Below are 22,692 nucleotides of genomic sequence, written 5' to 3'. Positions count from 1 at the left end.
GAAATACTCGGGTTTGGCCGGTGCGGCGATTAGCGCCGAACACACCGCTTAATCGCACAATAATATAACAAACGCGGGGGCTTTTTTGAAGTTTTGCCCAGTGATATCGCACGCAGACATTAGAACGATCGTCGAATTCGCGGGCAGACAAAAAGCAGAAACCCGCGTCAATGTTAACGCCGCTCGCTTAACCGAGTTAAACGATCAGAACTAACACTGCCCGCGGGTTTAATTCGAATGCGTCGATCAGGCTCTGTTCAGCACCAGCTGGCCGTTTTTGTCCAACGGGATTTGGGTGCCCGGATCGTGATCCATGCGGATCTTGCCCTGCTGATTGCCGATCTTGTAGGTCACGTCATAGCCCAGCATTTTCTGAGACTTGTCGTAGACCGTTTTGCAACGCTGCTGAACGCTGGTGGTGACGTCGTTATTCTGCATCGCCCCTTGCACCTGGTTACCGGCGTAGCCGCCGCCCAGAGCGCCCACCACGGTCGCCACGTCGCGTCCGCGACCGCCGCCGAACTGGTGGCCGATCACGCCGCCCGCCACTGCGCCCAGCACAGAACCAGCGATGCGGTTTTCATCCTGCACCGGTGCACGGTGCGTGACGGTGACGTTGCGGCATTCCTGACGCGGTGTTTTGATGGTTTCTTTAATCGGCGTTGCGGCGAGCACCTGCGCATATTGCGGACCGGCAGAAAAGACGTCCAGGCTGGCTACCGCGGCAATCCCCAGAGCGGCAGCGATGCCAATCCCAACACCGGCTAACATTGACTTGTTCACAGGAAACCTCCTGAAAGTGTTACCACGCATTTTTTCCGGGTCTGTTACCGGCATGGCACCGCGCTTATTATTTTGCGCATGGGCGGCTTGCGGTATCCCGGTTTACGGCGTGCGCGACGCGCCGTCTGTAAACGAGGTAAAGTCTGCACAATGATTTGAGGGCTCGCAATAAGACAAGGGGACCAAAAATGCGGGAAAACGGCCGTTTTGCCGTTGTTTAGGAGGAATCTTAAGAATTTTACCCATGTCGGCGACAGCTTATGCTGAAGAATCAAGCAACCGCCGCCGTTAGCCTCGCCCCGCCATAAAAAAACCCGCGCGGGCGAACCGGCGCGGGTTGATCGACAACGGCGGGATCAGTGCATCTTCAGACGCGGGCGGATCACCCGGTTAATGCCGCCCACCAGCATCATCAGGCCGGTTTTGATGTAGCCGTGCAGCGCCACCTGGTGCATGCGGTACAGCGAGATATAGACGAAACGCGCAATGCGCCCTTCCACCATCATCGAGCCGCGCATCAGGTTGCCCATCAGGCTGCCAACGGTGCTAAAGCGCGACAGCGACACCAGCGAACCGTGGTCTTTGTACACGTAAGGCTTCAGCGTCTGGCCGTTCATCAGCGCCAGGATATTGGTGGCGCAGCGTGAGGCCATCTGGTGCGCCGACTGGGCGCGCGGCGGCACGAAACCGCCGCCCTCTTTCGGGCAAGAGGCGCAGTCGCCGATGGCGAAGATGTTCGGATCGCGCGTGGTCTGCAGCGTCGGCTCCACCACCAACTGGTTGATGCGGTTGGTTTCCAGGCCGCCGATGTCCTTCATAAAGTCCGGCGCCTTGATGCCCGCCGCCCACACCATCAGATCGGCGTCGATGAACTCGCCGCCCTTGGTATTCAGGCCTTTGGCGTCCGCGCTGGTCACCATGGTGTTGGTCAGCACGCGCACGCCCAACTTGATCAGCTCCTGGTGCGCCGCAGCGGAAATGCGCGGCGGCAGCGCCGGCAGAATGCGCTCGCCGGCTTCGACCAGCGTCACGTTGAGCGCGCTGTTGTCCAGGCCTTCAAAACCGTAGCTGTGCAGCTGTTTCACCGCGTTGTGCAGTTCGGCGGACAGTTCAACGCCGGTGGCGCCGCCGCCGACGATGGCGATGTTGACCCGCTCTTTTTGCCCCGGCTGCGCCGAGAACTTCAGGAACAGGTTAAGCATTTCGTTGTGGAAACGACGTGCCTGATGCGGGTTATCCAGGAAGATGCAGTGCTCTTTCACGCCCGGCGTACCGAAATCGTTTGAGGTGCTCCCCAGCGCCATCACCAGGATGTCGTACGGCAGTTCACGCGCCGGCACCAGCTCGCCGCCCTGCTCGTCGCAGATCTGCGCCAGCTGCAGCGTTTGCGTCTCGCGGTTGATGTTGGTCAACGACCCCAGCTGGAAACTGAAATGGTGATTGCGCGCGTGCGCCAGGTAGCTGAGCGCATCCACGCCGTCATCGAGGGAGCCGGTCGCCACTTCGTGCAACAGCGGTTTCCACAAATGGCTGTGGTTGCGATCCACCAGCGTGATCTCGGCTTTGTTCTTACGGCCAAGTTTATGGCCCAGGCTGGTCGCCAGCTCCAGACCACCGGCGCCGCCGCCGACAATAACGATTTTCTTCTTTGGCGTTGTCAAAATAACCCCCTAAATGTGAACCATTTGTTATCCCAGGGTAAATAAATAATATCCTTAGAATACATAGGGTTCGCGTAAAATAAATCGGCTCTCTGCAGCCAGAATAGCATGTGAGGTTATTTGGTCATACCAAAATTGACGTACATCAATTTTTTTTTGGTTAAAGGCTGGACGAGGGCATTTTTTGGGGATTGCGATTCAAATAGTTAGCGCTGAGTCACAGTTTTAAATTTTGCCGATTGCCACGCAAAATCTGGCTTTGGCGCACAAAAAAGCCGCACTTTCCGTCGGTGAAAAACGGGGAGCGCGGCTCGCGGCAGCGTTATGAAACTGTTAACCCAGCGCCTTGAACGCCTTGAGCCGCTGCAGATGCGGCGAGATGTTTTTGAACTTGTGCGTCTGCTGTTCATCCCACACGATCTCGTAGTAGTGATGCAGCAATTCGGCGCTGCGCGGGTTATCCAGCACCTCGTCGTGGCGCGACAGCACCACCAGACAGCGATCGCGGTTTTTCTCGCGGAAATCCTCCACGCACTTGGTGGCGATATCGCGATACTCTTCCGGCCGGTCTATCTTGCCGTGCATGTGCTCTTCCGGGTACAGGTTGGGATTGAACATCGCCTGGCGAATGCCGCACAGGAAGCCGATGCGCTCCGCCCAGAAGCCGCCGAGGCCGACCCCGCAGATCAACGGGTGCGCATCGCCGCCCTGCTGCACCGCCTTGTCCACCTCTTTCAACAGATGCTGCATGTCGTGACGCGGGTGTAGCGTGCTGTAGCTGATAAAGCGCACATCCGGATCGATAAACTGCAGCTGTAACACCTTTTCATGATTGCCGGGGCTGGTGGAATCGAAGCCGTGCAAATAGATAATCATGTGGATCCTCGCAACAAGCCAAGGGCCGCGGGCGCGGCCCTCATCATTTCCGCTCTGCGCCGCGATGCGGCGCCTGGATTCACCCTTGCGAACGCTGCTTGTGCTCCTCCCAGCGTTCGCTCAGCGCGCTGAGCGCCTTGTGCGCCTGCTGCCAGCGCTCGGAGTCGCGCAGTTCCTGACGGGTGAACTGACCGCGATGATATAACCGCTTCACCTTCTCTGCTTTGACCGGGGACAGGTTATCCAACACGCTGACCGCGCCTTCGCGGTGGTTGCACACCAGGATCATGTCGCAACCGGCATCCAGCGCCGCCTGGCCGCGTTCGGCATAGCTGCCCATGATGGCGGCGCCTTCCATCGACAGATCGTCGGAGAAAATCACGCCGTCGAAGCCCAGCTCCTGACGCAGGATCTGCTGCAGCCAGTACGGCGAGCCGCTGGCCGGACGCGGGTCCGCTTCAGTATAGATGACGTGAGCCGGCATGACGGCGTCCAGCAGCTGACGATTGATCAGCTCGCGGAAGATCGCCATGTCATGCTCGCGGATCTGCGCCAGCGGCCGCGGATCGCGCGGGGTTTCCTTGTGCGAATCGGCGCTGACGGCGCCGTGCCCCGGGAAGTGCTTACCGGTGGTTTTCATGCCGGCGCTGTGCATGCCGAGGATAAAGCGCTCCGCCATCGCCAACGCCTGCTGCGGATCGCTGTGGAACGAACGCTCGCCGATCGCTGCGCTGGCATGGCCGATGTCCAGCACCGGCGCAAAGCTGATGTCGATATCCTGCGCGATCATCTCCGCCGCCATCAGCCAGCCGGCCTCCTGCGCCAGGCGGCCACCTTCTTGCGCATCGTTCAAGGCGGCGAACGATTGCGCCGCCGGCAAGCGGGTGAAGCCTTCGCGGAAGCGCTGCACGCGCCCGCCCTCCTGATCCACGGCCACCACCAGCCGATCGTGCGAAGCGGCGCGGATCTGGCGCACCAGCTCACGCAGCTGCTCCGCATCGTGGAAATTGCGGGTAAACAGGATCAATCCGCCAACCAGCGGGTGTTTCAAAATCTCGCGTTCTTCTGCATCCAGCTCGTAGCCGGCGACATCTAGCATTACTGGGCCCACGGGCACCTCACTTCATATTGTTCGTTCAGAATTCGGATGATGATAAACAGAATTGCCGGCGCAGCGCCGCGCCCCAGCGCAAAAATTCAACGTCGCCGCTCTGCTGCCAGCGCACTTCAAACCACAGCAGCATCAGATAATCCACCCACGGCAGCCAGCGCTGCACCTGCGCCTGCAGCCGGGCGACATCGTGATAGCCCTGACGCGCATAGTGCTGCAAAAAGCGCTGCTGCGGCTCAGCCGTCCAGCCGTTGCCGCGAAACAGCGCGGCGATATCCAACGCCACATCGCCGTCGGCGGCATACTCCCAGTCGATCAGCCGCAGCCCCTCGCCGGTCGCGAGCAAATTGCCCGGGTGGATGTCCATGTGCAGCGGCGCCAGGCGTAATGGCCGCGGCGGCGCGCAGCGTAAGAAATGACGCTGCCAACGCAGCCAGGCGGGGGTTAAACGCCGCGTATCCAGCTGCTGCCAGTAGCGGAGGAACTGCCGCCGCAGATCCAGCCGGTAACCGCTGAGCGGCCGCCGATGCAGCGTCGTCGCCATCGCCGCCAGCTCGCCGCGTTGATTCAGCATGTCAAACTCAGCTTCTGTGACGATGTCACCTTCGAGCCATTCGAGGACAAGCCACTGATTATTCTGCGCGAAAACCCGTGGCCCCAGCCCCGACGCGCAGCGACGCAAGACCTGCGCTTCCCGCCGTCTGCTCACGCCCAGCGCGCGTTTCTCCGCGCTGTTTTGCCGCGCCAGCAGCGTAATGCCCGATCCATCGATGCGCCAGCTCTCGCCGGTCAGCCCCTGCACCGGGCTGAAATGACAACCGGCGGTATTCACCGCCGGCAGTCTGGTTTCCATCAATTGTCGCAGCGCGGCCTCAGCGTTTAACGGCGCCATTGCCCGACCAGACGATCTCGCCGGTTTGCACCAGCATCAGCTGCATATCCAACGCCGGCGACTTCACGTCTCCGCTGACGTCGCTGTACAACACGTACTGCGCGCCGACGATGCGAGCCAGGCCAATCGCCTTGCTGCGCGAGCCGAAGCTGTCATCCGCCGACAGGCCCAGCGTTTGTCTGGCGCTCGTCAGCTTCGCTTCCGGCACCACGCTGAAGGTGGAGTTCGATGCCAGCGCCTTATACAGCGCCGCGGTGGCTTTGCCCATCTGCAGCGAGCCGTTAGTGTTGTTCTTGACGCTGTCCAGCAGCAGCACGCTGCCGGCCGTGACGCCATCGGCCTTCAGCATCTGATTCACCAGCGGCTGAACGCTGCCCAGCCAGTCAAGCTGCTGGATTTTCGGCGGCTGCGGCACCGGCTCGGTGGTTGGCGGCTGCGGCTGCTCGACCGGCGACGTTGGCTGTTCCGGTTCGGCGGTGACCGGCGGCAACGGCTGATCCGGCTCAGGCGGGCGCGACAGACAGCCGCTCAGGGTGAATGCGGCCAGCGCCACTAAGACGTACTTTTTCATGCTTTTTCTCCAAACCTGGCAAGCGCTTACAGGTACAGATACAGACGCGCGCTTTTAGCTTCCAGATTACCGTTAATCGAGTAGATTTTGGCGTCCGAGTTAGGCGCCACGACGATCTCACGCGGTTTCTCGAAGGGGCGAATATCCAGCCCCTGCGCGTCGTACCAATAGAAACGATAATGCACGGTGACCGGCGTCGGTTGGCTGTTATTGAGCACCGAAGTCGCCATCACCCGCCCGGAAGCGTTCGAGACAGAGGGCGTATCGGCAAAAATGCCGGCGGTCAGCACCGAAGGATCCATCACCACCGTTTGCCCCCGGTTAACCGCAATGCCGGATGGCGAACTGCACCCCATCAGCAACGCGGCGGGCAGCGCCAACGCCATCAGACAACGCAGAGTTTTTTTACCGCGCATGATTTCCTCGCTTAACGTGACAGCAGCGGCCCCAGCGAGCGGCCACCGACCAGGTGCATATGAATATGATAGACCTCCTGACCGGCGTGGCGGTTGCAGTTGACGATCAGGCGGTAGCCGTCCTCGGCGATGCCTTCCTGTTCGGCGATTTTTGCCGCGGCGGTGATCATGCGGCCCAACGCGGCCTCATGCTCAACGGTCACGTCGTTGACGGTTGGGATCAGCACGTTGGGAACGATCAGCACATGGGTGGGCGCCTGGGGGGAGATGTCACGGAAAGCGGTGACCAGTTCATCCTGGTAAACCACATCAGCAGGGATTTCGCGGCGGATAATTTTACTGAAAATCGTTTCTTCGGCCATCTGGCGTTCCTTGTTTTACACAATTAGCTGTACGCAGTATGAGTGACAAATTCTACTGCTTTCAACCTGATTGCGCACTTTCCACGTCGAGTGCTGCAGATTCGCGCAGGCCGTCGCCCCGCTTGTGCATCTTTTCACTTTGGTTATTCACTATTGTTGCTTTACTTGCCCCACGCCGCCGCCAATAGTAACCCCATGATTAACAAAGGATAGAGGGCGTTATGTTACCGAGAATTTCGGCGCTGTGCGCGCTGTTGCTGAGCACCGCCGTGCAGGCGGCCACGACGGGCGGTATCGACCTGCAGGCTAACCGAGAGCCGATACACACAGAGAAAAATCCCGCCGCTATCGCGCTGATCCCGGCGAACTTTCACTTCGCGGTGCCCGGCAAGCTGACGGTGGCGGTAGCATTCGAGAACTCCCCGCCGCTGGCGCTGTTCGCCGAAGACAATAAAACGCTGATCGGCAGCGATCCGGACATCGCCCGCCTGGTGGCCGACAGCCTCGGGCTGGAGCTGAATCTGGTGCCCACCTCTTGGGAAGATTGGCCGCTGGGCATCAGCGCGGGCAAATACGATGCGGCGATCTTCAACATCGCCGTCACCAAACAGCGTAAAACCAAATTCGATTTCGCCACCTACCGGGTGGACACGCTGGGCTTTTACGTCAAATCCACCAGCCACATCACCGCGATCAACCGCCCGCAGGACGTGGCCGGGCTGCGGATCATCGTCGGATCCGGCACCAATCAGGAAAACATTCTGCTGGGATGGGATAAGCAGAATCGCGCCGCCGGGCTGCCGCCGGTACAGCCGATCTACGTGACCGACGACGCCGCCACCAACCTCAGCATTCAGTCCGGGCGCGCCGATGCGTTCTTCGGCCCCCACTCCACTGGCGCCTACAAGGCGGCGCTGACCGGCAAAACCAAAATGGTCGGCATCGGCCCCAGCGTGGCCTACGTCGCGGTCACCACCAAAAAAGGCAACGGATTGGTGAACGCCGTCAACGCCGCGATCAATGGCGCGATCGTCAGCGGCGAATACGCGCAGGTGCTGGAACGCTGGGGCGAAGGCGACGAAAAGGTCGAGCGTTCAACCATCAACCCGCCGGGCATCGGCGACTAGCCGCCGATCAGCTGCGGCGCATGCCGACGCATCCACTCGGCCAGCGAGTCCAGCGTCGGCCGCAGCGATTTGCCCAGCGCGGTGACCTGATACTCCACCCGCGGCGGCACTTCGGGATACACCTGCCGCGTCACCAGACCGCGTTGTTCGAACAGCCGCAGCTGGCGCGTCAGCTCTTTTTGCGCGATGGGCGCCACCGCCCGCTGCAGCTCGCTGAATCGCACCGGGCCATCGATTATGATCAGCCGGTACAGGATGGGTATCGCCCATTTGCCCGACACCAGATTGACGAAGTCCACCATCGGGCAGGGTTCGCCCGCCGTCGGCAGTGCCGACAAATTATTTTCCGCCGTTAACAGTGCTTGCGTCGTCATTTCATCCCTCCTCGTCCTTTAGTATCCAAAAGGTGCCTACTATGCAAAAGGAACTATAGCGCAAATAATGCCGCAACAGACGCTAAAGAGGAATCGGTTATGTCACGACTGCAAGGCAAATACGCATTGATTACCGGCGGCACCAGCGGCATCGGGCTGGAAACCGCCCGCCAGTTCATCGCCGAGGGCGCAACGGTGGCGATCACCGGCCGCAGCCAACGCGCCCTGGACGCGGCGGGCCAGGCATTGGCGGGCAACGCGCTGCTGCTGCTGAGCAACGCCGGCGACATCCCACAGCAGCGCGCGCTGGCGCAGCAGTTGGAGCAACGGTGGCCGCGGCTGGACGTGCTGTACGTTAACGCCGGCGACGTCACGCATCGCCCGCTGCAGGAGTGGGATGAGCAGAGCTACCAGCGGCTGATGGACATCAACCTGAAGGGGCCGTTCTTTCTGATCCAGGCGCTGCTGCCGCTGCTGGCCAACCCTTCTTCGGTGATCCTGTGCGGTTCGGTCAGCGCCCATATCGGCCTGCCGCAGAGCAGCGCCTACGCCGCCAGCAAAGCCGGTTTGTTGTCTTTGGCCAGAACGCTCTCCGGCGAGCTGCACGTGCGCGGCATTCGCGTCAACGGCCTCAGCCCCGGCCCGACCGAAACCCCGGCGCTGGGAAAACTGGGGCTGGCGGAAGCGGATGAGCGGGCCTTGCGCGACGATATCCGCGCGCTGGTGCCGATCGGCCGCATGGGCAGCGCGTTGGAGCTGGCCAAAGCGGCGGTGTTTCTGGCGGCGGATGAGTCGGCCTTTATGGTCGGCGCGGAGCTGCAGATGGACGGCGGCGTGGGGAATCTTTAGCCGTCGCGCGACACACTAAGGCCGCTTGCGCGGCCTTTGTCAGTGTCACTCAACTCACCCCTTGAATCGGGTTGGTATTAAAGGTGTAGACCACGATCTTCCACTGGCCCTGCTGTTTCTCCAATACAAATACTTCACGGTTTAAATCGATCAAGGTGGCTCCGTCGCTTATTCGGGTTACCGTCGCGCCGCGATGATGGTGCGTGCGCACATAGGCCATATTCCCGTTCACACTGATGCTGTCATAAGCAAACTCGGTTTCAAATTTCTCGTTTTTAAATAAATTGTCATACTGTTGTCGGCGTTTTTCATTGCTGTCCGCCGTCGGTTTTTCGTTCCATTGCGAGTAACTTTCCGGGGCAAAAAGTGACAAAATTGTTTGCGTATCGCCGGCGTTAAGCGCTGCCTGGTAGCGGCTTATCAGGTTATACACCGCCTTCTGCTCGGCCGCGACGCCCGCCTCAGCGGAAACCCTGTAACTTTGCGATGCGGCCTCGCTGCTTGCGGCATAACTTTGGCCGCACAAGCCCACGCCCGCCAATAACAATACGGCAGTTAATTTTTTCATATAAATATCCTCTCAGGCGTTATTTCATAATGGCAATACAGGATGCGATTTCAGATAAATAAAAACGCTGGAAATAAATTATCCAATACCGCGTTAAATTGACAGCCGACATATTTAAAAATACTCTTTTAATAATTTAAATAATGGAAGCCGTTAACATGAATGAACTGCACGCGCTGCGCGTATTCTGCCAGGTGGTGGAAATGGAGGGGTTCAGCCAAGCGGCAACCAAAAATGGGGCTCTCTCCGGCCAGCGTCACATACAGCATCAATCAGCTTGAAAAACAGTTCGGGCAACGCCTGTTCAAGCGTTCAACCCGGCGCTTCTCGCTGACCAGCGCCGGGGAGCGTTGCTATCGCACCGCGCAAGAAATTTTGCAGCAGTTTGACCGGCTGAAAAACGACATGTCGTGCGATTTTGAACAACCACGAGGACCGCTGCGGGTCGAGATAGCCTCGATGCTCAGCAGCATGCATATCGCCCCGGTGCTCCCGGCTTTTTTGGCGCAATACACAGAGTTGCAGCTCAGCGTGTCGGTCAGCGATCGCTTGGTCAATCCGGCGGAAGATCGCGCCGACGTGTTTATTCGCATCGGCGCCGGCAACATCCCCGAGATGGTCAGCCGCCCATTGCTGCAACCCCGTTATCTGTGCTGTGCGTCTCCCGATTATTTTGCGCGCCACGGCCGGCCGGAACACCCGGAGCAGTTGCAACGCCATCAGCGGCTGGGATTTATCCGTTCAGGCGCGGCGGCGGCGGACGACTGGCAGTTCATTCGTGGTGACGAGCGCTACCGTCTGGCGCCCAGCCCGCTGTTGAGCTTCAACCATTCACAATCGCTGTGTGAGGTGGCCAGGAACCATCTCGGCCTGGTTTACTTGCTGGACTGCACGCTGGAAAACTATCTGAAGGCGGGCGAACTGGAACCGATACTGCAGGAGTGGGCGCCCCCTGGGGCGCCGATCAATATTCTCTATCCGCGCCTGCGGGATCGCAGCCATAAAATTCGGGTTTTCGTCGACTTCATCAGCGAACTGTTCGCCGGTAAATCCGCCGGGCACTGATCGCGTAGCTCATCCCAACCCGGGGATATCGACGCCGAAAGTCTGCAGCAGCAACACCACGTTGAGCAGCACAATCACTACCGTGCCGACCACCGCAGCCAGGCTGGTCCAGCGACCGTTGGCGAACTCGCCCATGATGTCGCGGCGACGGGTGAACATTACCAGCGCAATCATCGGCGCCGGCAGCGCCAGGCTCAGCACCACCTGGCTGTAGACCAGCGCGTCGGTGGCGTTGACGCCCATCGCCACCACGATGAACGCCGGCACCATGGTGACCAGACGGCGCACCCACACCGGGATACGGAAACCGACGAAGCCCTGCATGATCATTTGCCCGGCCATGGTGCCCACCACCGAGCTGGAAATGCCGGAGGCGATCAGCGAAGCCAGGAAGATGCCGGCCGCCGCCGCGCCGAACAGCGGCGTCAGCGTATGGTAGGCGGTGCCGATTTCCGCCACGTCGCTGTTACCAGCGTGGAAGGCGCTCGAGGCCATGATCACCATCGCAATATTCACCAGCCCGGCAAGGGCCAGCGCGATCACCACTTCAATATTGGAAAAGCGCAGCAGCTTGCGCCGCTCGCCGTTGTCGCTGGCCGGGCTGCGGTGCTGGGTCAGCCCCGAGTGCAGGAAAATGGCGTGCGGCATTACGGTGGCGCCGATAATGCCGACGGCGATGGTCAGCGCCTGCGCATCCGGCAACTGCGGCGTCACCATACCGATGCCGGCCGCCTGCCAATCCACCGGCACGATGAACATTTCCACCAGGTAGCACAGCGCGATGATGCCCACCAGGCCGCCGATCATCAGCTCAACCGGACGGAAACCTTTTTTCTCCACCATCAGCAGCGCATAGGTGATCACCGCCGTCACCCCCATGCCCGCCAGCAGCGGCATATGGAACAGCAGCGCCAGCGCGATCGCCCCGCCGAGAAACTCCGCCAGATCGGTGGCCATCGCCGCCACTTCGCTGAGCAGCCACATGCCGATCACCACCGGCCGTGAAAACTGGTCGCGGCACATCTCCGCCAGATTGCGGTTGGTGACGATGCCGAGCTTGGCCGACAGCGCCTGGAACAGCATGGCGATCAGGTTGGCCATCACCACCACCCACAGCAGGCTGTAGCCGTATTTCGCCCCGGCCTGAATGTTGGTGGCGAAGTTACCGGGGTCCATATAGGCAATAGAGGCAATCACCGCCGGGCCGGCGAACAGCAACGGCGTAAAGGCGCCGCGCTTGCGTCCGGCAAGGGCGGCGCCAATCGCGATGTTGGTCCGTTCGGTTAACGATGAGGGGGTTGCCGCGTCTCGCATGAAGTACCCTTAATCTTTTGCTGGTTATTTTTCCACCGATCATGCTGACAATGTAGCATCGGCTACACTTTATGCAACAGGCGAAATTAATGGGCTTTGTGTAGAGATATTTCTAACTACCACAATGCGTGGCATCGAATTGATAATGTGTGCTATTTGGACTAACTTAGGGCAACCCTCCCCGTATTGCCGGGAGATGCCATTTTTATGCTTACAGGACGCCCCACGCTATGGTTACCCGCGCGCCAGATAACGCCGACCGCCACGCCCAGACCGACATGCCGGACGAGGCCGAGCACGCCCTGCGTTTTAGCCGCGCCCGCGAAGCGCAGTCCAATGCGCTGATCGAAGATTACGTTGAGCTGATCGCCGATTTGCTGCAAAGCACCCGCGAAGCCAGAACCACCGACATCGCGCGCCGCTTCGGCGTGTCTCACCCGACGGCGATCAAAAATATCGCGCGGCTCAAAAGCGCTGGGCTGGTGGAATCGCGCCCTTATCGCGGGGTGTTTTTAACGGAAGAAGGCGAGCAGCTGGCGCAGAAGGTGCGCCGCCGTCACCGCATCGTGGTCGATCTGCTGATGTGCGTCGGGGTGCCGAGCGAAACCGCCGAGCTGGACAGCGAAGGGATTGAACACCATATCTCGGACGAAACGCTGGCGGTGTTCGAGCATTACCTGCAAAAACATGCCAAACCCTGACTCCCGGAGCACCGATGAGCTACGCCGTGCAGCAAATCCATGATCTGCGCCTGGTGGTTTTCGCCGAAGCCGGGCCGATGTTGAAAGACGAAAACGACGTCAGCCTGTTTATCGCGCCCGCCTTTGAACACGATGCCGGGATGATTGCCCTCCCCGTCAACCGCCTGGACGCCACCTTTTTCCAGCTCAGAAGCGGCATTGCCGGCGCCGTATTGCAGAAATTTATCAACTACCGCCTGCGCGTGGCGCTGCTAGGCGATATCCCCCCCTGGCTGGCGAAAAGCAACGCGCTGCAAGATTTCGTGCGCGAAGCCAACCGCGGCGAACAGGTCTGGTTCCTTCCTTCTCTCGCCGAACTCGAACAGCGCCTTAGCGCCTGACGACAGGCAATAAAAAGGGAGGCTTTCGCCTCCCTTGATAACTCCCCTGCCTGAATCAGTGATTACGGATGTATTCGTCCATATCGGTTTTCAGGTTGTCGGACTTGGTGCCGAAGATGGCCTGCACGCCGGAGCCAGCGACGACTACGCCGGCTGCGCCCAGTTTCTTCAGGCCCGCCTGGTCAACTTTGGACACGTCGGCCACGCTGACGCGCAGACGGGTGATGCAAGCATCCAGGTTAGTGATGTTTTCTTTGCCGCCGAAGGCCTGAACCAGCGCGGCGGACATTTCGGAACCGCCCTGCGCAGTCTGCTCGGCAGCGGTGTCTTCACGGCCCGGCGTTTTCAGATCCAGCTTGGCGATCAGCACGCGGAAGATGGTGTAGTACACCAGACCGTAGATGATGCCGACGATTGGGAACAGCCAGATTTTGCTGCTGTTGCCGCTCAGTACGATAAAGTCGATCAGGCCGTGCGAGAAGCTGGTGCCGTCACGCATGCCCAACAGGATGCAGATTGGGAACGCCAGGCCGGCCAGGATAGCGTGGATCACGTACAGGATCGGCGCAACGAACATGAAGGAGAACTCGATCGGCTCGGTGATACCGGTCAGGAACGAGGTCAGCGCGGCGGAGATCATGATGCCGCCGACTTTCGCGCGGTTTTCCGGCTTAGCCGAGTGCCAGATGGCGATGGCCGCAGCAGGCAGACCGTACATTTTGAACAGGAAGCCGCCGGACAGTTTGCCCGCGGTCGGGTCGCCCGCCATATAGCGAGGGATATCACCGTGGAATACCTGGCCCGCCGCGTTGGTGAACTCACCAATTTGCATTTGGAACGGGACGTTCCAGATGTGGTGCAGACCGAACGGCACCAGTGCACGCTCAACCACGCCGTAGATGCCGAAGGCCACGACCGGGTTCTGATAAGCCGCCCACTGCGAGAAGGTCTGGATAGCCGTACCGATCGGCGGCCAGATGAAGGACAGCACTACGCCCAGAACGATCGCCGCCAGACCGGAAATGATCGGCACGAAACGCTTACCGGCAAAGAAGCCCAGGTATTCCGGCAGTTGAATGCGGAAGAAGCGGTTAAACATATAGGCCGCGATGGCTCCGGAGATAATCCCCCCGAGCACACCGGTATCCGCCAGGTGTTTGGCCGCAATTTCTTCAGCCGGCAAGTGCAGCACCAGCGGCGCAACCACCGCCATGGTTTTCACCATGATGCCGTAAGCCACCACCGCCGCCAGCGCGGAAACGCCGTCGTTGTTAGTAAAGCCCAAGGCGACGCCGATGGCGAAAATCAGCGGCATGTTGGCGAAGACCGAACCGCCCGCTTCCGCCATCACGTGGGAGACTACCGCAGGTAGCCAGCTAAAGTTGGCGGAACCGACGCCCAGCAGGATACCTGCGATAGGCAACACGGACACCGGCAGCATTAGCGATTTACCTACTTTTTGCAGGTTTGCAAATGCGTTCTTGAACATAGTTGAGTGTGCTCCTGAGTAATAATGCTTTGCTACTTCTTGTCGCGATTGGTCGCGCTGCAAGGGGGGGAGAAAAACCCCTGCAATTCAGGGTGTCTGAGCACCCCTTGAATTTATTACGCAGAGTAAAATAAATAGTCTGCGCAATGTTTGATGACAATCACGTTTCGATGATCGAGCCGCGGCAACTTTGCATAAACCGGCGTTTTTTTGGCAAAACAGAGCAAAAAACGCGCACCAATCACCCTGAAACGGGAGCGAACCTTACCCGTTTCAGTGATTAATTACGAGCTTAAAAAAAATTAACGCAGACAATGACCTACCGCTATAGCCTAGGCCAAAGATCACAGTTCGAGGTGAAATAAGCGTGAAAAGTTGGCGGTGGTCGCTTCGGCCAGCTGTTCCAGGCTGACGCCCTTCAATACCGCCATGTATTCAGCCACATCACGCACATAGGCGGGTTGGTTTTCTTTGCCGCGATGCGGCACCGGCGCCAGATAAGGCGAGTCGGTTTCCACCAGCATGCGATCCAGCGGCACGTAACGTGCCACTTCGCGCAGCTGTTCGGCATTACGGAAGGTGACGATGCCGGAGAAGGAGATGTAGAAACCCAGATCCAGCAAGGCTTCGGCCGTGGCCAGATCTTCGGTGAAGCAGTGCAGCACGCCGCCGCAGTCTTGCGCGTTCTCTTCACGCAGGATCGCCAGCGTGTCCGCGCGCGCCTCGCGGGTGTGGACGATCACCGGCTTGTTCAGATCACGGCCAATGCGGATATGTTCGCGGAAAGAGTCCTGCTGCAGCTCAAGGTTGTCTTTCTGGTAGAAGTAATCGAGCCCGGTCTCTCCCAGCGCCACCACCTGCTCCGCCGCCGCCAGGCGACGCAGCTCGGCGTAATCATAGCCCTCTTCCAGATTAAGCGGATGCACCCCGCAGGAGAAAGCCACATCGTTGCGCTCGCCGATCAGTTCGGTCATGGAACGGTAACCCGGCAACGTGGTGGCGACCGCCAGCACATAGCCGACGTCGCGCGCCTTGGCCTTGGCCAGCGCGTCGTCTACATTCTGGTGCAGCGTTTGGTAATCCAGGCCGTCAAGGTGGCAATGAGAATCGACTAACAACATAATTTTTAACTCTTTTACTTTACAGCGAATGAGGTTGGGAATAGCCGGCGGCGCCAAGCATCTGTTCCCAGCGAAGTAACTGTTCGGTCAGCAGCAGCTCGCGGTTGACGCCCACTACGCTGAGCAGCTGGTGACGGCAGTTCAGCCACTGCTGCACAATCTGTTGCAGCGAAGCGCTGCTCAGCAGGCTGGCCAGCTGATGCACCAGCGGCTGCTGATCCTGATTCAATACATAGTGATGCGCGCCCTGTTGCCACTTCATTGCGTCCACCAATAACGCGCACAGCCAATGCAGGCGTTCGGCGACGTCTTCATGGTTTAGCACCGGCAACAGCGACAGCATATCGCGTTGCGGCAGCGCGGCGCTCAATGCGGCGCACAGGGCGCCGCGCTGTTGCCACTGCTGCGGTTGCAACAGCTGTTCGGCGGCCAGGGGCGCGCCGTCGTGCAGGCGCAGCGCCGTGACTCGGTCTGTCTGAGAGCCCGCCGCCTGCCGGCCCAACCACTGCAGGCTGAGCTGCTCATCCGGGCTGGCCAAATGCCAGTACAGGCAGCGGCTGCGCAGCGTTGCCATCAGCCGCGATGGCTCACGGCAACCCAACAGAAAATAGGTTTTCTCCGGCGGCTCTTCCAGCGTTTTCAACAGCGCGTTGGCCGCCGCCTCGGTCAGCTGTTCCGCCTGCGGCAGCCAAATCACCTTGGCGCCGCCCTGTTGCGCGTGGGCGTACAGCGTTTCAATCACCTGGCGGATGGGTTCGATGCCCAGGCTGCTCTTGCCCTTTTCCGGCGCCAACACGTGATAATCCGGGTGATTGCCCGCCAGCATCAACCGGCAGCTATGGCACTCGCCGCAGCTTTTTTCGCCGTTGCGCTGTTGGCAGATCAACCAACGGCTCAGGCCGTAGGCCAACGCATCGTCACCATTGCCCGCCGCCGCATGCAGCAGCAGCGCATGATGGCCACGGCCGTCGGCGTACTGCCCAATCAGCTGGCGATAAGGGCCATTCAGCCACGGATACCAGTTCATTATGCGCCTTCCTGCTGCCGCAGCCAGTGGCTGACGCAGTCGCGGATCGCCGCAGTCACCTGCTCCAGCGGCTGGGCGGCGTCGACGGTGACGATCGTTTCGTCCTGCGCCGCCAGTTCGAGATAGCGAGCGCGGGTGCGTTCGAAGAACGGCAGCGCCTCCTGCTCGATGCGATCCAGCTGACCGCGCGCCTGCGCGCGTTGCAGGCCGACCAGCGGAGGCAGATCGAGATAGACCGTCAGATCCGGGCGAAAATCCCCCAGCACGGTGTCGCGCAGCGAGGTCATCAGCTGCGGATCCACGCCACGGCCGCCGCCCTGATAGGCTTGTGAAGAGAGATCGTGGCGATCGCCCACCACCCAGGAGCCACGCGCCAGGGCGGGTTTGATCACGGTTTCCACCAACTGCACGCGCGCAGCGTACAGCATCAAGACTTCGGCCTTGATGGTCGGCAATTCGCCGTCGATGCCGCGCTTGAACAGGTCGCGCAGCTTCTCCGCCAACGGCGTGCCGCCGGGTTCACGGGTGAAGACGATGTCGTTGATGCCATGTTCACGCAGCACATTGACTACCGTGTCGCGCGCGGTGGTTTTGCCCGCGCCTTCCAGCCCTTCGATTACAACGAATTTACTTTTCATTCTTTTCCTTTAACGCCTGGCGGTACACGCGCACCGCTTGGTTATGGCTCGCCAGATTGGTGGTGAAGGTATGCCCACCCTTGCCGTCGGCGACAAAATAGAGATATGGCGTTTTGGCCGGATTGGCGGCCGCTCGCAGCGAGGCCTCGCCCGGCATGGCGATCGGCGTTGGCGGCAGGCCGGCGATCACATAGGTGTTGTAAGGCGTCGGCGTCTCCAGATCCTTGCGCGTGATGTTGCCATTATAGCTCTCGCCCATGCCGTAGATCACCGTCGGATCGGTCTGCAGACGCATGCCGAGACGCAAACGGTTGACGAACACCGACGCCACCTTGCTGCGCTCTTCCGGCACGGCGGTCTCTTTCTCGACGATCGATGCCATGGTCAGCAGCTCTTCCGGCGTTTTGTACGGCAGACTGGTGTCGCGGCCGTCCCAGGCGGCCTGCAGCGCTTTGTTCATGCGGACGTGGGCACGTTTGAGCAGCGCGATGTCGCTCATGCCGGCGGTATACTGGTAGGTATCCGGGTACAGCCGCCCTTCCGGGGTTTCTCCTGCAGCAATGCCGAGCGCGGCGGCGATCTCCGCGTCACTTTTGCCCGCCAGGGTGTGTTTCAGGTATTTGGACTGCTGGAGCACCTGCTGCCAGTCACGCAGGCGTGAGCCTTCGATAAAGCGCGCGGTGAACTGCGCCTCTTTACCGCTGGCCAACAGTTTCAGCATCTGGCGCACCGTCATGCCCGGCGTGAACCGGTAGGTTCCGGCCTTGAACTCCGCCAGCTCCGGTTCCAGTTTCAGCAGCCACTGGAACCAGCGGCCGCTGCGCACCAGTTTATCGCGTACCAGTAACCCTTCCAGCGCCACCCGGCCGGTGCCGGCAGGCAGTTTGAAGATAGTCTCTTGCTGGATAGCCAGCGGCGTATCGGCAAAGCGTTCGATCTTCTGGTAGCCCCAAAACAGCAGCGCCAATGCCAGAACAACAATAACAGACAGGACCTTCAGCTTTCTTTTCTTCATCAATCAGCCATGGTTAACAGTGTGGACGCAAAAAATCATACAGCTGGCGCGAATGATAACGCCATGATTGAGCAACGTTTACCGGCAGCAGCGGCATCAGCGCGTTGCTCACCAGGACTTCGTCGGCATCGGCCAGCGTCTCCAGCGGCTCGCTGACGCAGTGCAGACGGTATTCCGATCCCGCCAGCAGTGCGATCACCCGTCGCCGCATCAGGCCCGCGACGCCCGCCTGGCTCAGATCCGGGGTAAACACCGCTTTTCCCTTACGCCAGAACAAATTAGCCGCACAGCATTCCACCAGCATACCGGCAGTGTCAAGCACCAGCGCCTCGTCGGCGGCCGTCTGGTCAAGATGCGCGCGGATCAGCACCTGCTCCAGGCGGTTCAAATGCTTCAACCCCGCCAGCAGCGGATTGCGCGCCAGCGCCACCGGGCTGAGCGCAAGCGTGATGCCCTGCTCGCGCCACTGCAAATAGTGCGCAGGGTAGCTGCTGCGGGCGACGATGCGCGTCGGGTTTTCGCACCCCGTCGGGCTGTAGCCTCGTCCACCGCTGCCGCGCGTCAGTATCGCTTTGACCACGCCGAGCGAAATTGATTCTGCCGCCTGCGCCATCTCGCGCTCGAAAGCCGGCCAATCGGTGGCGGGCAGCATCAGCCGTTGGGCCGCCTGCTGCAGCCGCTCCAGATGCCAGGGCAGCAGCTCGATTTTACCGTCGATAACCCGGGCGGTAGTAAAGCAGCCGTCGCCGAACTGCAGGCCACGATCGCTCGGCGCCAGCGCATCGTGGCGTTGTCCGTTAATCCAGTACATGCTTCCTCCTGTTGCCGGGTGATTTCATTACGCTCGCAGAATAGCAGGCGGCGAGGCAATACGCAGCCCTGCTGACGGCCGGACGCCAGGCGTAAAAAAGCCCGGTTAAAAACCGGGCTTTCATCAGCGAACAACCACGCGAGTTACACTCGGCGGAAGATCAGCGAGCCGTTGGTGCCGCCAAAGCCGAAGGAGTTACACAAGGTGTACTCCATATCGCTGACCTGGCGCGCTTCGTGAGGCACGAAGTCCAGATCGCAACCTTCATCCGGGTTATCCAGGTTGATGGTCGGCGGTACCGCCTGATCGCGCAGCGCCAGCACGGTGAAGATAGACTCGATCGCGCCCGCCGCACCCAACAGGTGGCCGGTCATCGATTTGGTCGAGCTCACCAGCACGCGCTGGGCATCAGCGCCGAAGACGGATTTCACCGCCTGCGCTTCCGCCTGGTCACCCGCCGGCGTAGAGGTGCCGTGCGCATTGATGTAGCCGATTTGTGACGGGGTCACACCGGCGTCAAGCAGGGCATTTTCCATCGCCAGCGCAGCGCCTGCGCCGTTTTCCGGCGGCGACGTCATGTGATAAGCATCGCTGCTCATCCCAAAGCCCACCACTTCGGCGTAGATTTTCGCGCCGCGTTTTTTCGCGTGCTCGTACTCTTCCAGCACCATCATGCCGGCGCCGTCGCCCAGCACGAAGCCGTCGCGGTCTTTATCCCACGGACGGCTCGCCGCCTGCGGGTTGTCATTACGGGTGGACAGGGCGCGCGCTGCGCCAAAGCCGCCGACGCCCAATGGGGTGCTGGCTTTCTCTGCCCCACCGGCCAGCATCACATCCGCATCATTGTAAGCAATGATACGCGCGGCATGGCCGATGTTGTGTACACCTGAAGTACAGGCGGTGGCGATGGAAATGCTTGGGCCACGCATGCCGTACATGATTGTCAGGTGACCTGCAATCATATTCACAATGGTGGAAGGCACGAAGAACGGACTGATTTTCCGTGGGCCACCGTTAACCAGTGAACTGTGGTTTTCTTCAATCAAACCCAGGCCGCCGATGCCGGAACCGATCGCGGCTCCAATGCGGCTGGCGTTAGCCTCGGTGATGTCCAGACCTGCATCCTGCATGGCTTGCATGCCGGCAGCGATACCGTACTGGATAAAGGCGTCCATCTTGCGCGCATCTTTGCGAGAGATGAAATCCTCAGAATTAAAATTCTTTACCAGGCCAGCAAACTTGGTCGCATAGGCAGTGGTATCGAAATGGTCGATCAGGCTGATGCCACTCTGACCGGCAAGAAGAGCGTTCCACGTGGACTCTACCGTATTGCCGACAGGAGACAACATGCCCAGTCCGGTCACAACTACTCGACGCTTAGACACGTTTGTCCTCCAGGGAGGGAAAAATATGACACTAGGGATAGAAAAAACTTAGGCGGTCGAACGACCGCCTAGATATGTTCTCTTACTGCTGGCTAGCGTTGATGAAATCAATAGCTGCCTGAACAGTAGTGATCTTCTCAGCTTCTTCGTCTGGAATCTCGGTGTCGAATTCTTCTTCCAGTGCCATTACCAGCTCAACGGTGTCAAGAGAATCAGCGCCCAGATCTTCAACGAAAGAAGCGTTGTTCAAAACTTCTTCCTGTTTAACACCCAGTTGCTCAACAATGATTTTCTTAACGCGTTCTTCGATAGTGCTCATACTCTTAAATTTCCTATCAAAACTCGCTTTCGCGATGGTTTTCGTAGTGTATAAAATGCTGAAAAAGATGCAACTAAATCCCGGCTGGTCAAACCACGATTTTACGCTATTTTGCGGTTTTTGCCTCAAATAACGCAAATGGTTTTCACATTTTTTAAATCATGTACATGCCGCCATTGACATGTAACGTTTCACCGGTGATATAGCCGGCCTCATCAGAGGCCAAAAATGCAACAGCGCTGGCGATTTCTTTAGCATCGCCCAGCCGGTTGGCTGGAACTGATGACAAAATGCCTGCGCGTTGATCATCTGTCAACGCCCGTGTCATGTCCGTTTCAATAAAGCCAGGTGCCACGACGTTGACCGTAATGCCACGAGAAGCAACTTCACGTGCCAAAGATTTGCTAAAACCAATCAGACCGGCTTTAGCCGCCGCGTAGTTCGCCTGCCCTGCGTTCCCCATGGTGCCGACAACGGAACCGATGGTGATGATACGGCCAAACCGCTTTTTCATCATAGCGCGCATTACCGCTTTTGACAGGCGGAATACGGAAGTCAGGTTAGTGTCGAGGATATCCTCCCACTCATCATCCTTCATACGCATCAGCAGGTTATCACGCGTAATGCCGGCATTATTCACTAAAATGTCGATTTCGCCAAATTCGGCGCGAATCGATGCCAGCACGCTGTCGATAGATTGCGCATCAACAACGTTCAACATAAACCCTTTGCCGTTTGCGCCCAGGTAGCCGCTGATCGCTTCAGCGCCGCTCTCGCTGGTCGCAGTGCCGATCACTTTGGCGCCGCGGGCCACAAACGTTTCTGCAATAGCTCGGCCAATACCGCGGCTCGCGCCGGTGACCAGAACGATTTTACCTTCGAAGCTCATCATTTTCCTCTTTATTGTTCAAGCGCCGCCGACAGGCTGGCGGTGTCGTTCACCGCCGCAGCCGTCAGGGTGTCAACAATACGTTTAGTGAGACCGGTCAGCACTTTGCCCGGCCCCACTTCCAGCAGCGACGTCACTCCCTGTGCTGCGATAAATTCTACGCTCTCGGTCCAACGCACCGGGCTGTACAGCTGACGCACCAGCGCACTGCGGATCGCTTCAGGATCGTTTTCGGTGCGTACGTCGACGTTGTTCACCACCGGCACCTGCGGCGCGTTGAAGGTGATGTCCTTCAGCGCCACGGCCAACTTGTCGGCGGCCGGTTTCATCAGCGCGCAGTGCGAAGGCACGCTCACCGGCAGCGGCAGTGCACGTTTGGCGCCCGCCGCTTTACAGGCGGCGCCTGCACGTTCAACCGCTTCTTTATTGCCGGCGATAACCACCTGGCCCGGCGAGTTGAAGTTGACCGGAGAAACCACCTGTCCCTGCGCGGACTCTTCGCACGCCTTGGCGATCGCGTCGTTGTCCAGGCCGATGATAGCGTACATAGCGCCTGTGCCTTCCGGCACCGCTTCCTGCATCAGCTTACCGCGCAGCTCGACCAGGCGGATCGCCGCCTTGAAGTCCAGCACGCCGGCGCAGACCAGCGCCGAGTATTCGCCCAGGCTGTGGCCCGCCATCAATGCGGGCGCTTTACCGCCCTGCTGCCGCCACACGCGGAAAATCGCTACGGAAGCCGCCAGCAGAGCCGGTTGGGTCTGCCAGGTCTTGTTCAGCTCTTCCGCCGGGCCTTGCTGCACCAGCTGCCACAGATCGTAACCCAGCGCGGCAGAGGCCTCACCGAAAGTCTCTTCGACGATCGGGAACTGTGCGGCCAATTCGGCCAGCATGCCAACGGCCTGCGACCCCTGGCCCGGGAAAACAAAAGCAAATTGCGTCATTTTTTAT

The 22,692-nt window shown here is 59.6% G+C and carries 26 protein-coding genes; 5 read left to right on the top strand and 21 right to left on the bottom strand.

What is annotated here, in order from left to right; genetic code table 11:
* Positions 1–246: 246 nt before the first annotated feature.
* The 8 genes from SERRSCBI_RS09180 to hinT all read right to left on the bottom strand — a co-directional run bounded on the left by SERRSCBI_RS09180 (position 247) and on the right by hinT (position 6,672).
* A complete protein-coding gene (locus SERRSCBI_RS09180; protein ID WP_004928798.1) occupies positions 247–783 on the bottom strand; it encodes a glycine zipper 2TM domain-containing protein in 537 nt (178 codons plus the stop codon).
* A gap of 356 nt (positions 784–1,139) precedes the next feature.
* Entirely contained in the window at positions 1,140–2,444 is a 1,305-nt protein-coding gene (locus tag SERRSCBI_RS09175) for an NAD(P)/FAD-dependent oxidoreductase (RefSeq protein ID WP_004928794.1), read from the bottom strand.
* Between the two features lie 333 nt (positions 2,445–2,777).
* On the bottom strand, positions 2,778–3,320 hold the full coding sequence (gene ycfP / locus SERRSCBI_RS09170; RefSeq protein WP_042784218.1) for an alpha/beta hydrolase YcfP: 543 nt from the start codon (positions 3,318–3,320) through the stop codon (positions 2,778–2,780).
* Positions 3,321–3,399: 79 nt separating this feature from the next.
* Positions 3,400–4,419 carry a beta-N-acetylhexosaminidase gene (gene nagZ / locus SERRSCBI_RS09165; protein WP_033650752.1) on the bottom strand — a complete coding sequence of 340 codons (1,020 nt, stop codon included), beginning with the start codon at positions 4,417–4,419 and terminating at the stop codon, positions 3,400–3,402.
* A gap of 37 nt (positions 4,420–4,456) precedes the next feature.
* Entirely contained in the window at positions 4,457–5,323 is an 867-nt protein-coding gene (gene thiK / locus SERRSCBI_RS09160) for a thiamine kinase (protein ID WP_042784217.1), read from the bottom strand.
* Positions 5,304–5,894: a penicillin-binding protein activator LpoB gene (lpoB, locus tag SERRSCBI_RS09155; protein ID WP_042784215.1), complete on the bottom strand. Its 591-nt coding sequence runs from the start codon at positions 5,892–5,894 to the stop codon at positions 5,304–5,306. Before lpoB ends, thiK begins: the two co-directional genes overlap by 20 nt.
* Before the next feature lie 26 nt (positions 5,895–5,920).
* The gene (locus SERRSCBI_RS09150) at positions 5,921–6,310 is read right to left on the bottom strand and encodes a YcfL family protein (RefSeq protein WP_025302428.1); all 390 of its coding nucleotides are present in this window, start codon (positions 6,308–6,310) and stop codon (positions 5,921–5,923) included.
* Positions 6,311–6,321: 11 nt separating this feature from the next.
* Positions 6,322–6,672 carry a purine nucleoside phosphoramidase gene (gene hinT / locus SERRSCBI_RS09145; protein WP_004928776.1) on the bottom strand — a complete coding sequence of 117 codons (351 nt, stop codon included), beginning with the start codon at positions 6,670–6,672 and terminating at the stop codon, positions 6,322–6,324.
* Positions 6,673–6,893: 221 nt separating this feature from the next.
* Here hinT and SERRSCBI_RS09140 point away from each other — a divergent pair, with 221 nt between their 5' ends.
* Positions 6,894–7,799, top strand: a complete 906-nt coding sequence (locus SERRSCBI_RS09140; RefSeq protein ID WP_042784214.1) for an ABC transporter substrate-binding protein — start codon at positions 6,894–6,896, stop codon at positions 7,797–7,799.
* Here the strand turns inward: SERRSCBI_RS09140 and SERRSCBI_RS09135 are convergent.
* Positions 7,796–8,173, bottom strand: coding sequence for a helix-turn-helix domain-containing protein (locus SERRSCBI_RS09135; protein ID WP_080376433.1), 378 nt, complete (start codon positions 8,171–8,173; stop codon positions 7,796–7,798). The two genes, SERRSCBI_RS09140 and SERRSCBI_RS09135, sit on opposite strands and share 4 nt — an antisense overlap.
* Before the next feature lie 99 nt (positions 8,174–8,272).
* Between SERRSCBI_RS09135 and SERRSCBI_RS09130 the strand changes: the two genes are divergently transcribed.
* The gene (locus SERRSCBI_RS09130; protein WP_042784213.1) at positions 8,273–9,022 is read left to right on the top strand and encodes an SDR family oxidoreductase; all 750 of its coding nucleotides are present in this window, start codon (positions 8,273–8,275) and stop codon (positions 9,020–9,022) included.
* A 49-nt stretch (positions 9,023–9,071) separates the two neighbouring features.
* On the opposite strand, the gene SERRSCBI_RS09125 is transcribed toward SERRSCBI_RS09130, so the two are convergent.
* The gene (locus tag SERRSCBI_RS09125) at positions 9,072–9,590 is read right to left on the bottom strand and encodes a DUF4440 domain-containing protein (RefSeq protein ID WP_042784212.1); all 519 of its coding nucleotides are present in this window, start codon (positions 9,588–9,590) and stop codon (positions 9,072–9,074) included.
* 234 nt (positions 9,591–9,824) lie between these two features.
* On the opposite strand from SERRSCBI_RS09125, the gene SERRSCBI_RS09120 reads away from it, so the two are divergent.
* Entirely contained in the window at positions 9,825–10,655 is an 831-nt protein-coding gene (locus tag SERRSCBI_RS09120; RefSeq protein WP_232230757.1) for a LysR family transcriptional regulator, read from the top strand.
* A 9-nt stretch (positions 10,656–10,664) separates the two neighbouring features.
* Here the strand turns inward: SERRSCBI_RS09120 and SERRSCBI_RS09115 are convergent, their stop codons facing one another.
* A complete protein-coding gene (locus tag SERRSCBI_RS09115) occupies positions 10,665–11,969 on the bottom strand; it encodes an Nramp family divalent metal transporter (RefSeq protein ID WP_033642695.1) in 1,305 nt (434 codons plus the stop codon).
* 230 nt (positions 11,970–12,199) lie between these two features.
* Between SERRSCBI_RS09115 and mntR the strand changes: the two genes are divergently transcribed.
* A complete protein-coding gene (gene mntR / locus SERRSCBI_RS09110) occupies positions 12,200–12,670 on the top strand; it encodes a manganese-binding transcriptional regulator MntR (protein ID WP_038875534.1) in 471 nt (156 codons plus the stop codon).
* Positions 12,671–12,684: 14 nt separating this feature from the next.
* Positions 12,685–13,050: a DUF4180 domain-containing protein gene (locus tag SERRSCBI_RS09105; RefSeq protein WP_042784209.1), complete on the top strand. Its 366-nt coding sequence runs from the start codon at positions 12,685–12,687 to the stop codon at positions 13,048–13,050.
* 55 nt (positions 13,051–13,105) lie between these two features.
* On the opposite strand, the gene ptsG is transcribed toward SERRSCBI_RS09105, so the two are convergent.
* The 10 genes from ptsG to fabD form a co-directional block, all read right to left on the bottom strand.
* Positions 13,106–14,539 (bottom strand): PTS glucose transporter subunit IIBC, encoded by a 1,434-nt coding sequence (gene ptsG, locus SERRSCBI_RS09100; RefSeq protein ID WP_019455831.1) that lies wholly within the window; start codon positions 14,537–14,539, stop codon positions 13,106–13,108.
* Between the two features lie 344 nt (positions 14,540–14,883).
* A complete protein-coding gene (locus SERRSCBI_RS09095; protein WP_042784208.1) occupies positions 14,884–15,660 on the bottom strand; it encodes a metal-dependent hydrolase in 777 nt (258 codons plus the stop codon).
* A gap of 19 nt (positions 15,661–15,679) precedes the next feature.
* Positions 15,680–16,687 (bottom strand): DNA polymerase III subunit delta', encoded by a 1,008-nt coding sequence (holB, locus tag SERRSCBI_RS09090; RefSeq protein WP_033650744.1) that lies wholly within the window; start codon positions 16,685–16,687, stop codon positions 15,680–15,682.
* The gene (tmk, locus tag SERRSCBI_RS09085; protein WP_042784206.1) at positions 16,687–17,325 is read right to left on the bottom strand and encodes a dTMP kinase; all 639 of its coding nucleotides are present in this window, start codon (positions 17,323–17,325) and stop codon (positions 16,687–16,689) included. Before tmk ends, holB begins: the two co-directional genes overlap by 1 nt.
* Entirely contained in the window at positions 17,315–18,340 is a 1,026-nt protein-coding gene (gene mltG, locus SERRSCBI_RS09080) for an endolytic transglycosylase MltG (protein WP_042784205.1), read from the bottom strand. The genes tmk and mltG overlap by 11 nt, the downstream gene beginning before the upstream one ends.
* 13 nt (positions 18,341–18,353) lie before the next feature.
* Positions 18,354–19,151: an aminodeoxychorismate lyase gene (pabC, locus tag SERRSCBI_RS09075; RefSeq protein ID WP_033642686.1), complete on the bottom strand. Its 798-nt coding sequence runs from the start codon at positions 19,149–19,151 to the stop codon at positions 18,354–18,356.
* Between the two features lie 143 nt (positions 19,152–19,294).
* Positions 19,295–20,536: a beta-ketoacyl-ACP synthase II gene (fabF, locus tag SERRSCBI_RS09070; RefSeq protein WP_033642685.1), complete on the bottom strand. Its 1,242-nt coding sequence runs from the start codon at positions 20,534–20,536 to the stop codon at positions 19,295–19,297.
* A gap of 82 nt (positions 20,537–20,618) precedes the next feature.
* Positions 20,619–20,855, bottom strand: a complete 237-nt coding sequence (gene acpP, locus SERRSCBI_RS09065) for an acyl carrier protein (RefSeq protein WP_004719003.1) — start codon at positions 20,853–20,855, stop codon at positions 20,619–20,621.
* A gap of 154 nt (positions 20,856–21,009) precedes the next feature.
* Positions 21,010–21,744, bottom strand: coding sequence for a 3-oxoacyl-ACP reductase FabG (gene fabG, locus SERRSCBI_RS09060; RefSeq protein ID WP_004928729.1), 735 nt, complete (start codon positions 21,742–21,744; stop codon positions 21,010–21,012).
* Between the two features lie 11 nt (positions 21,745–21,755).
* Positions 21,756–22,685, bottom strand: a complete 930-nt coding sequence (fabD, locus tag SERRSCBI_RS09055; protein ID WP_042784202.1) for an ACP S-malonyltransferase — start codon at positions 22,683–22,685, stop codon at positions 21,756–21,758.
* Between the last annotated feature and the right edge of the window lie 7 nt (positions 22,686–22,692).

Origin of the sequence: Serratia sp. SCBI (assembly GCF_000747565.1) — a bacterium.
GTDB classification, from domain to species: domain Bacteria; phylum Pseudomonadota; class Gammaproteobacteria; order Enterobacterales; family Enterobacteriaceae; genus Serratia; species Serratia ureilytica.
This window is presented reverse-complemented; position numbering and strand designations above follow the sequence as displayed.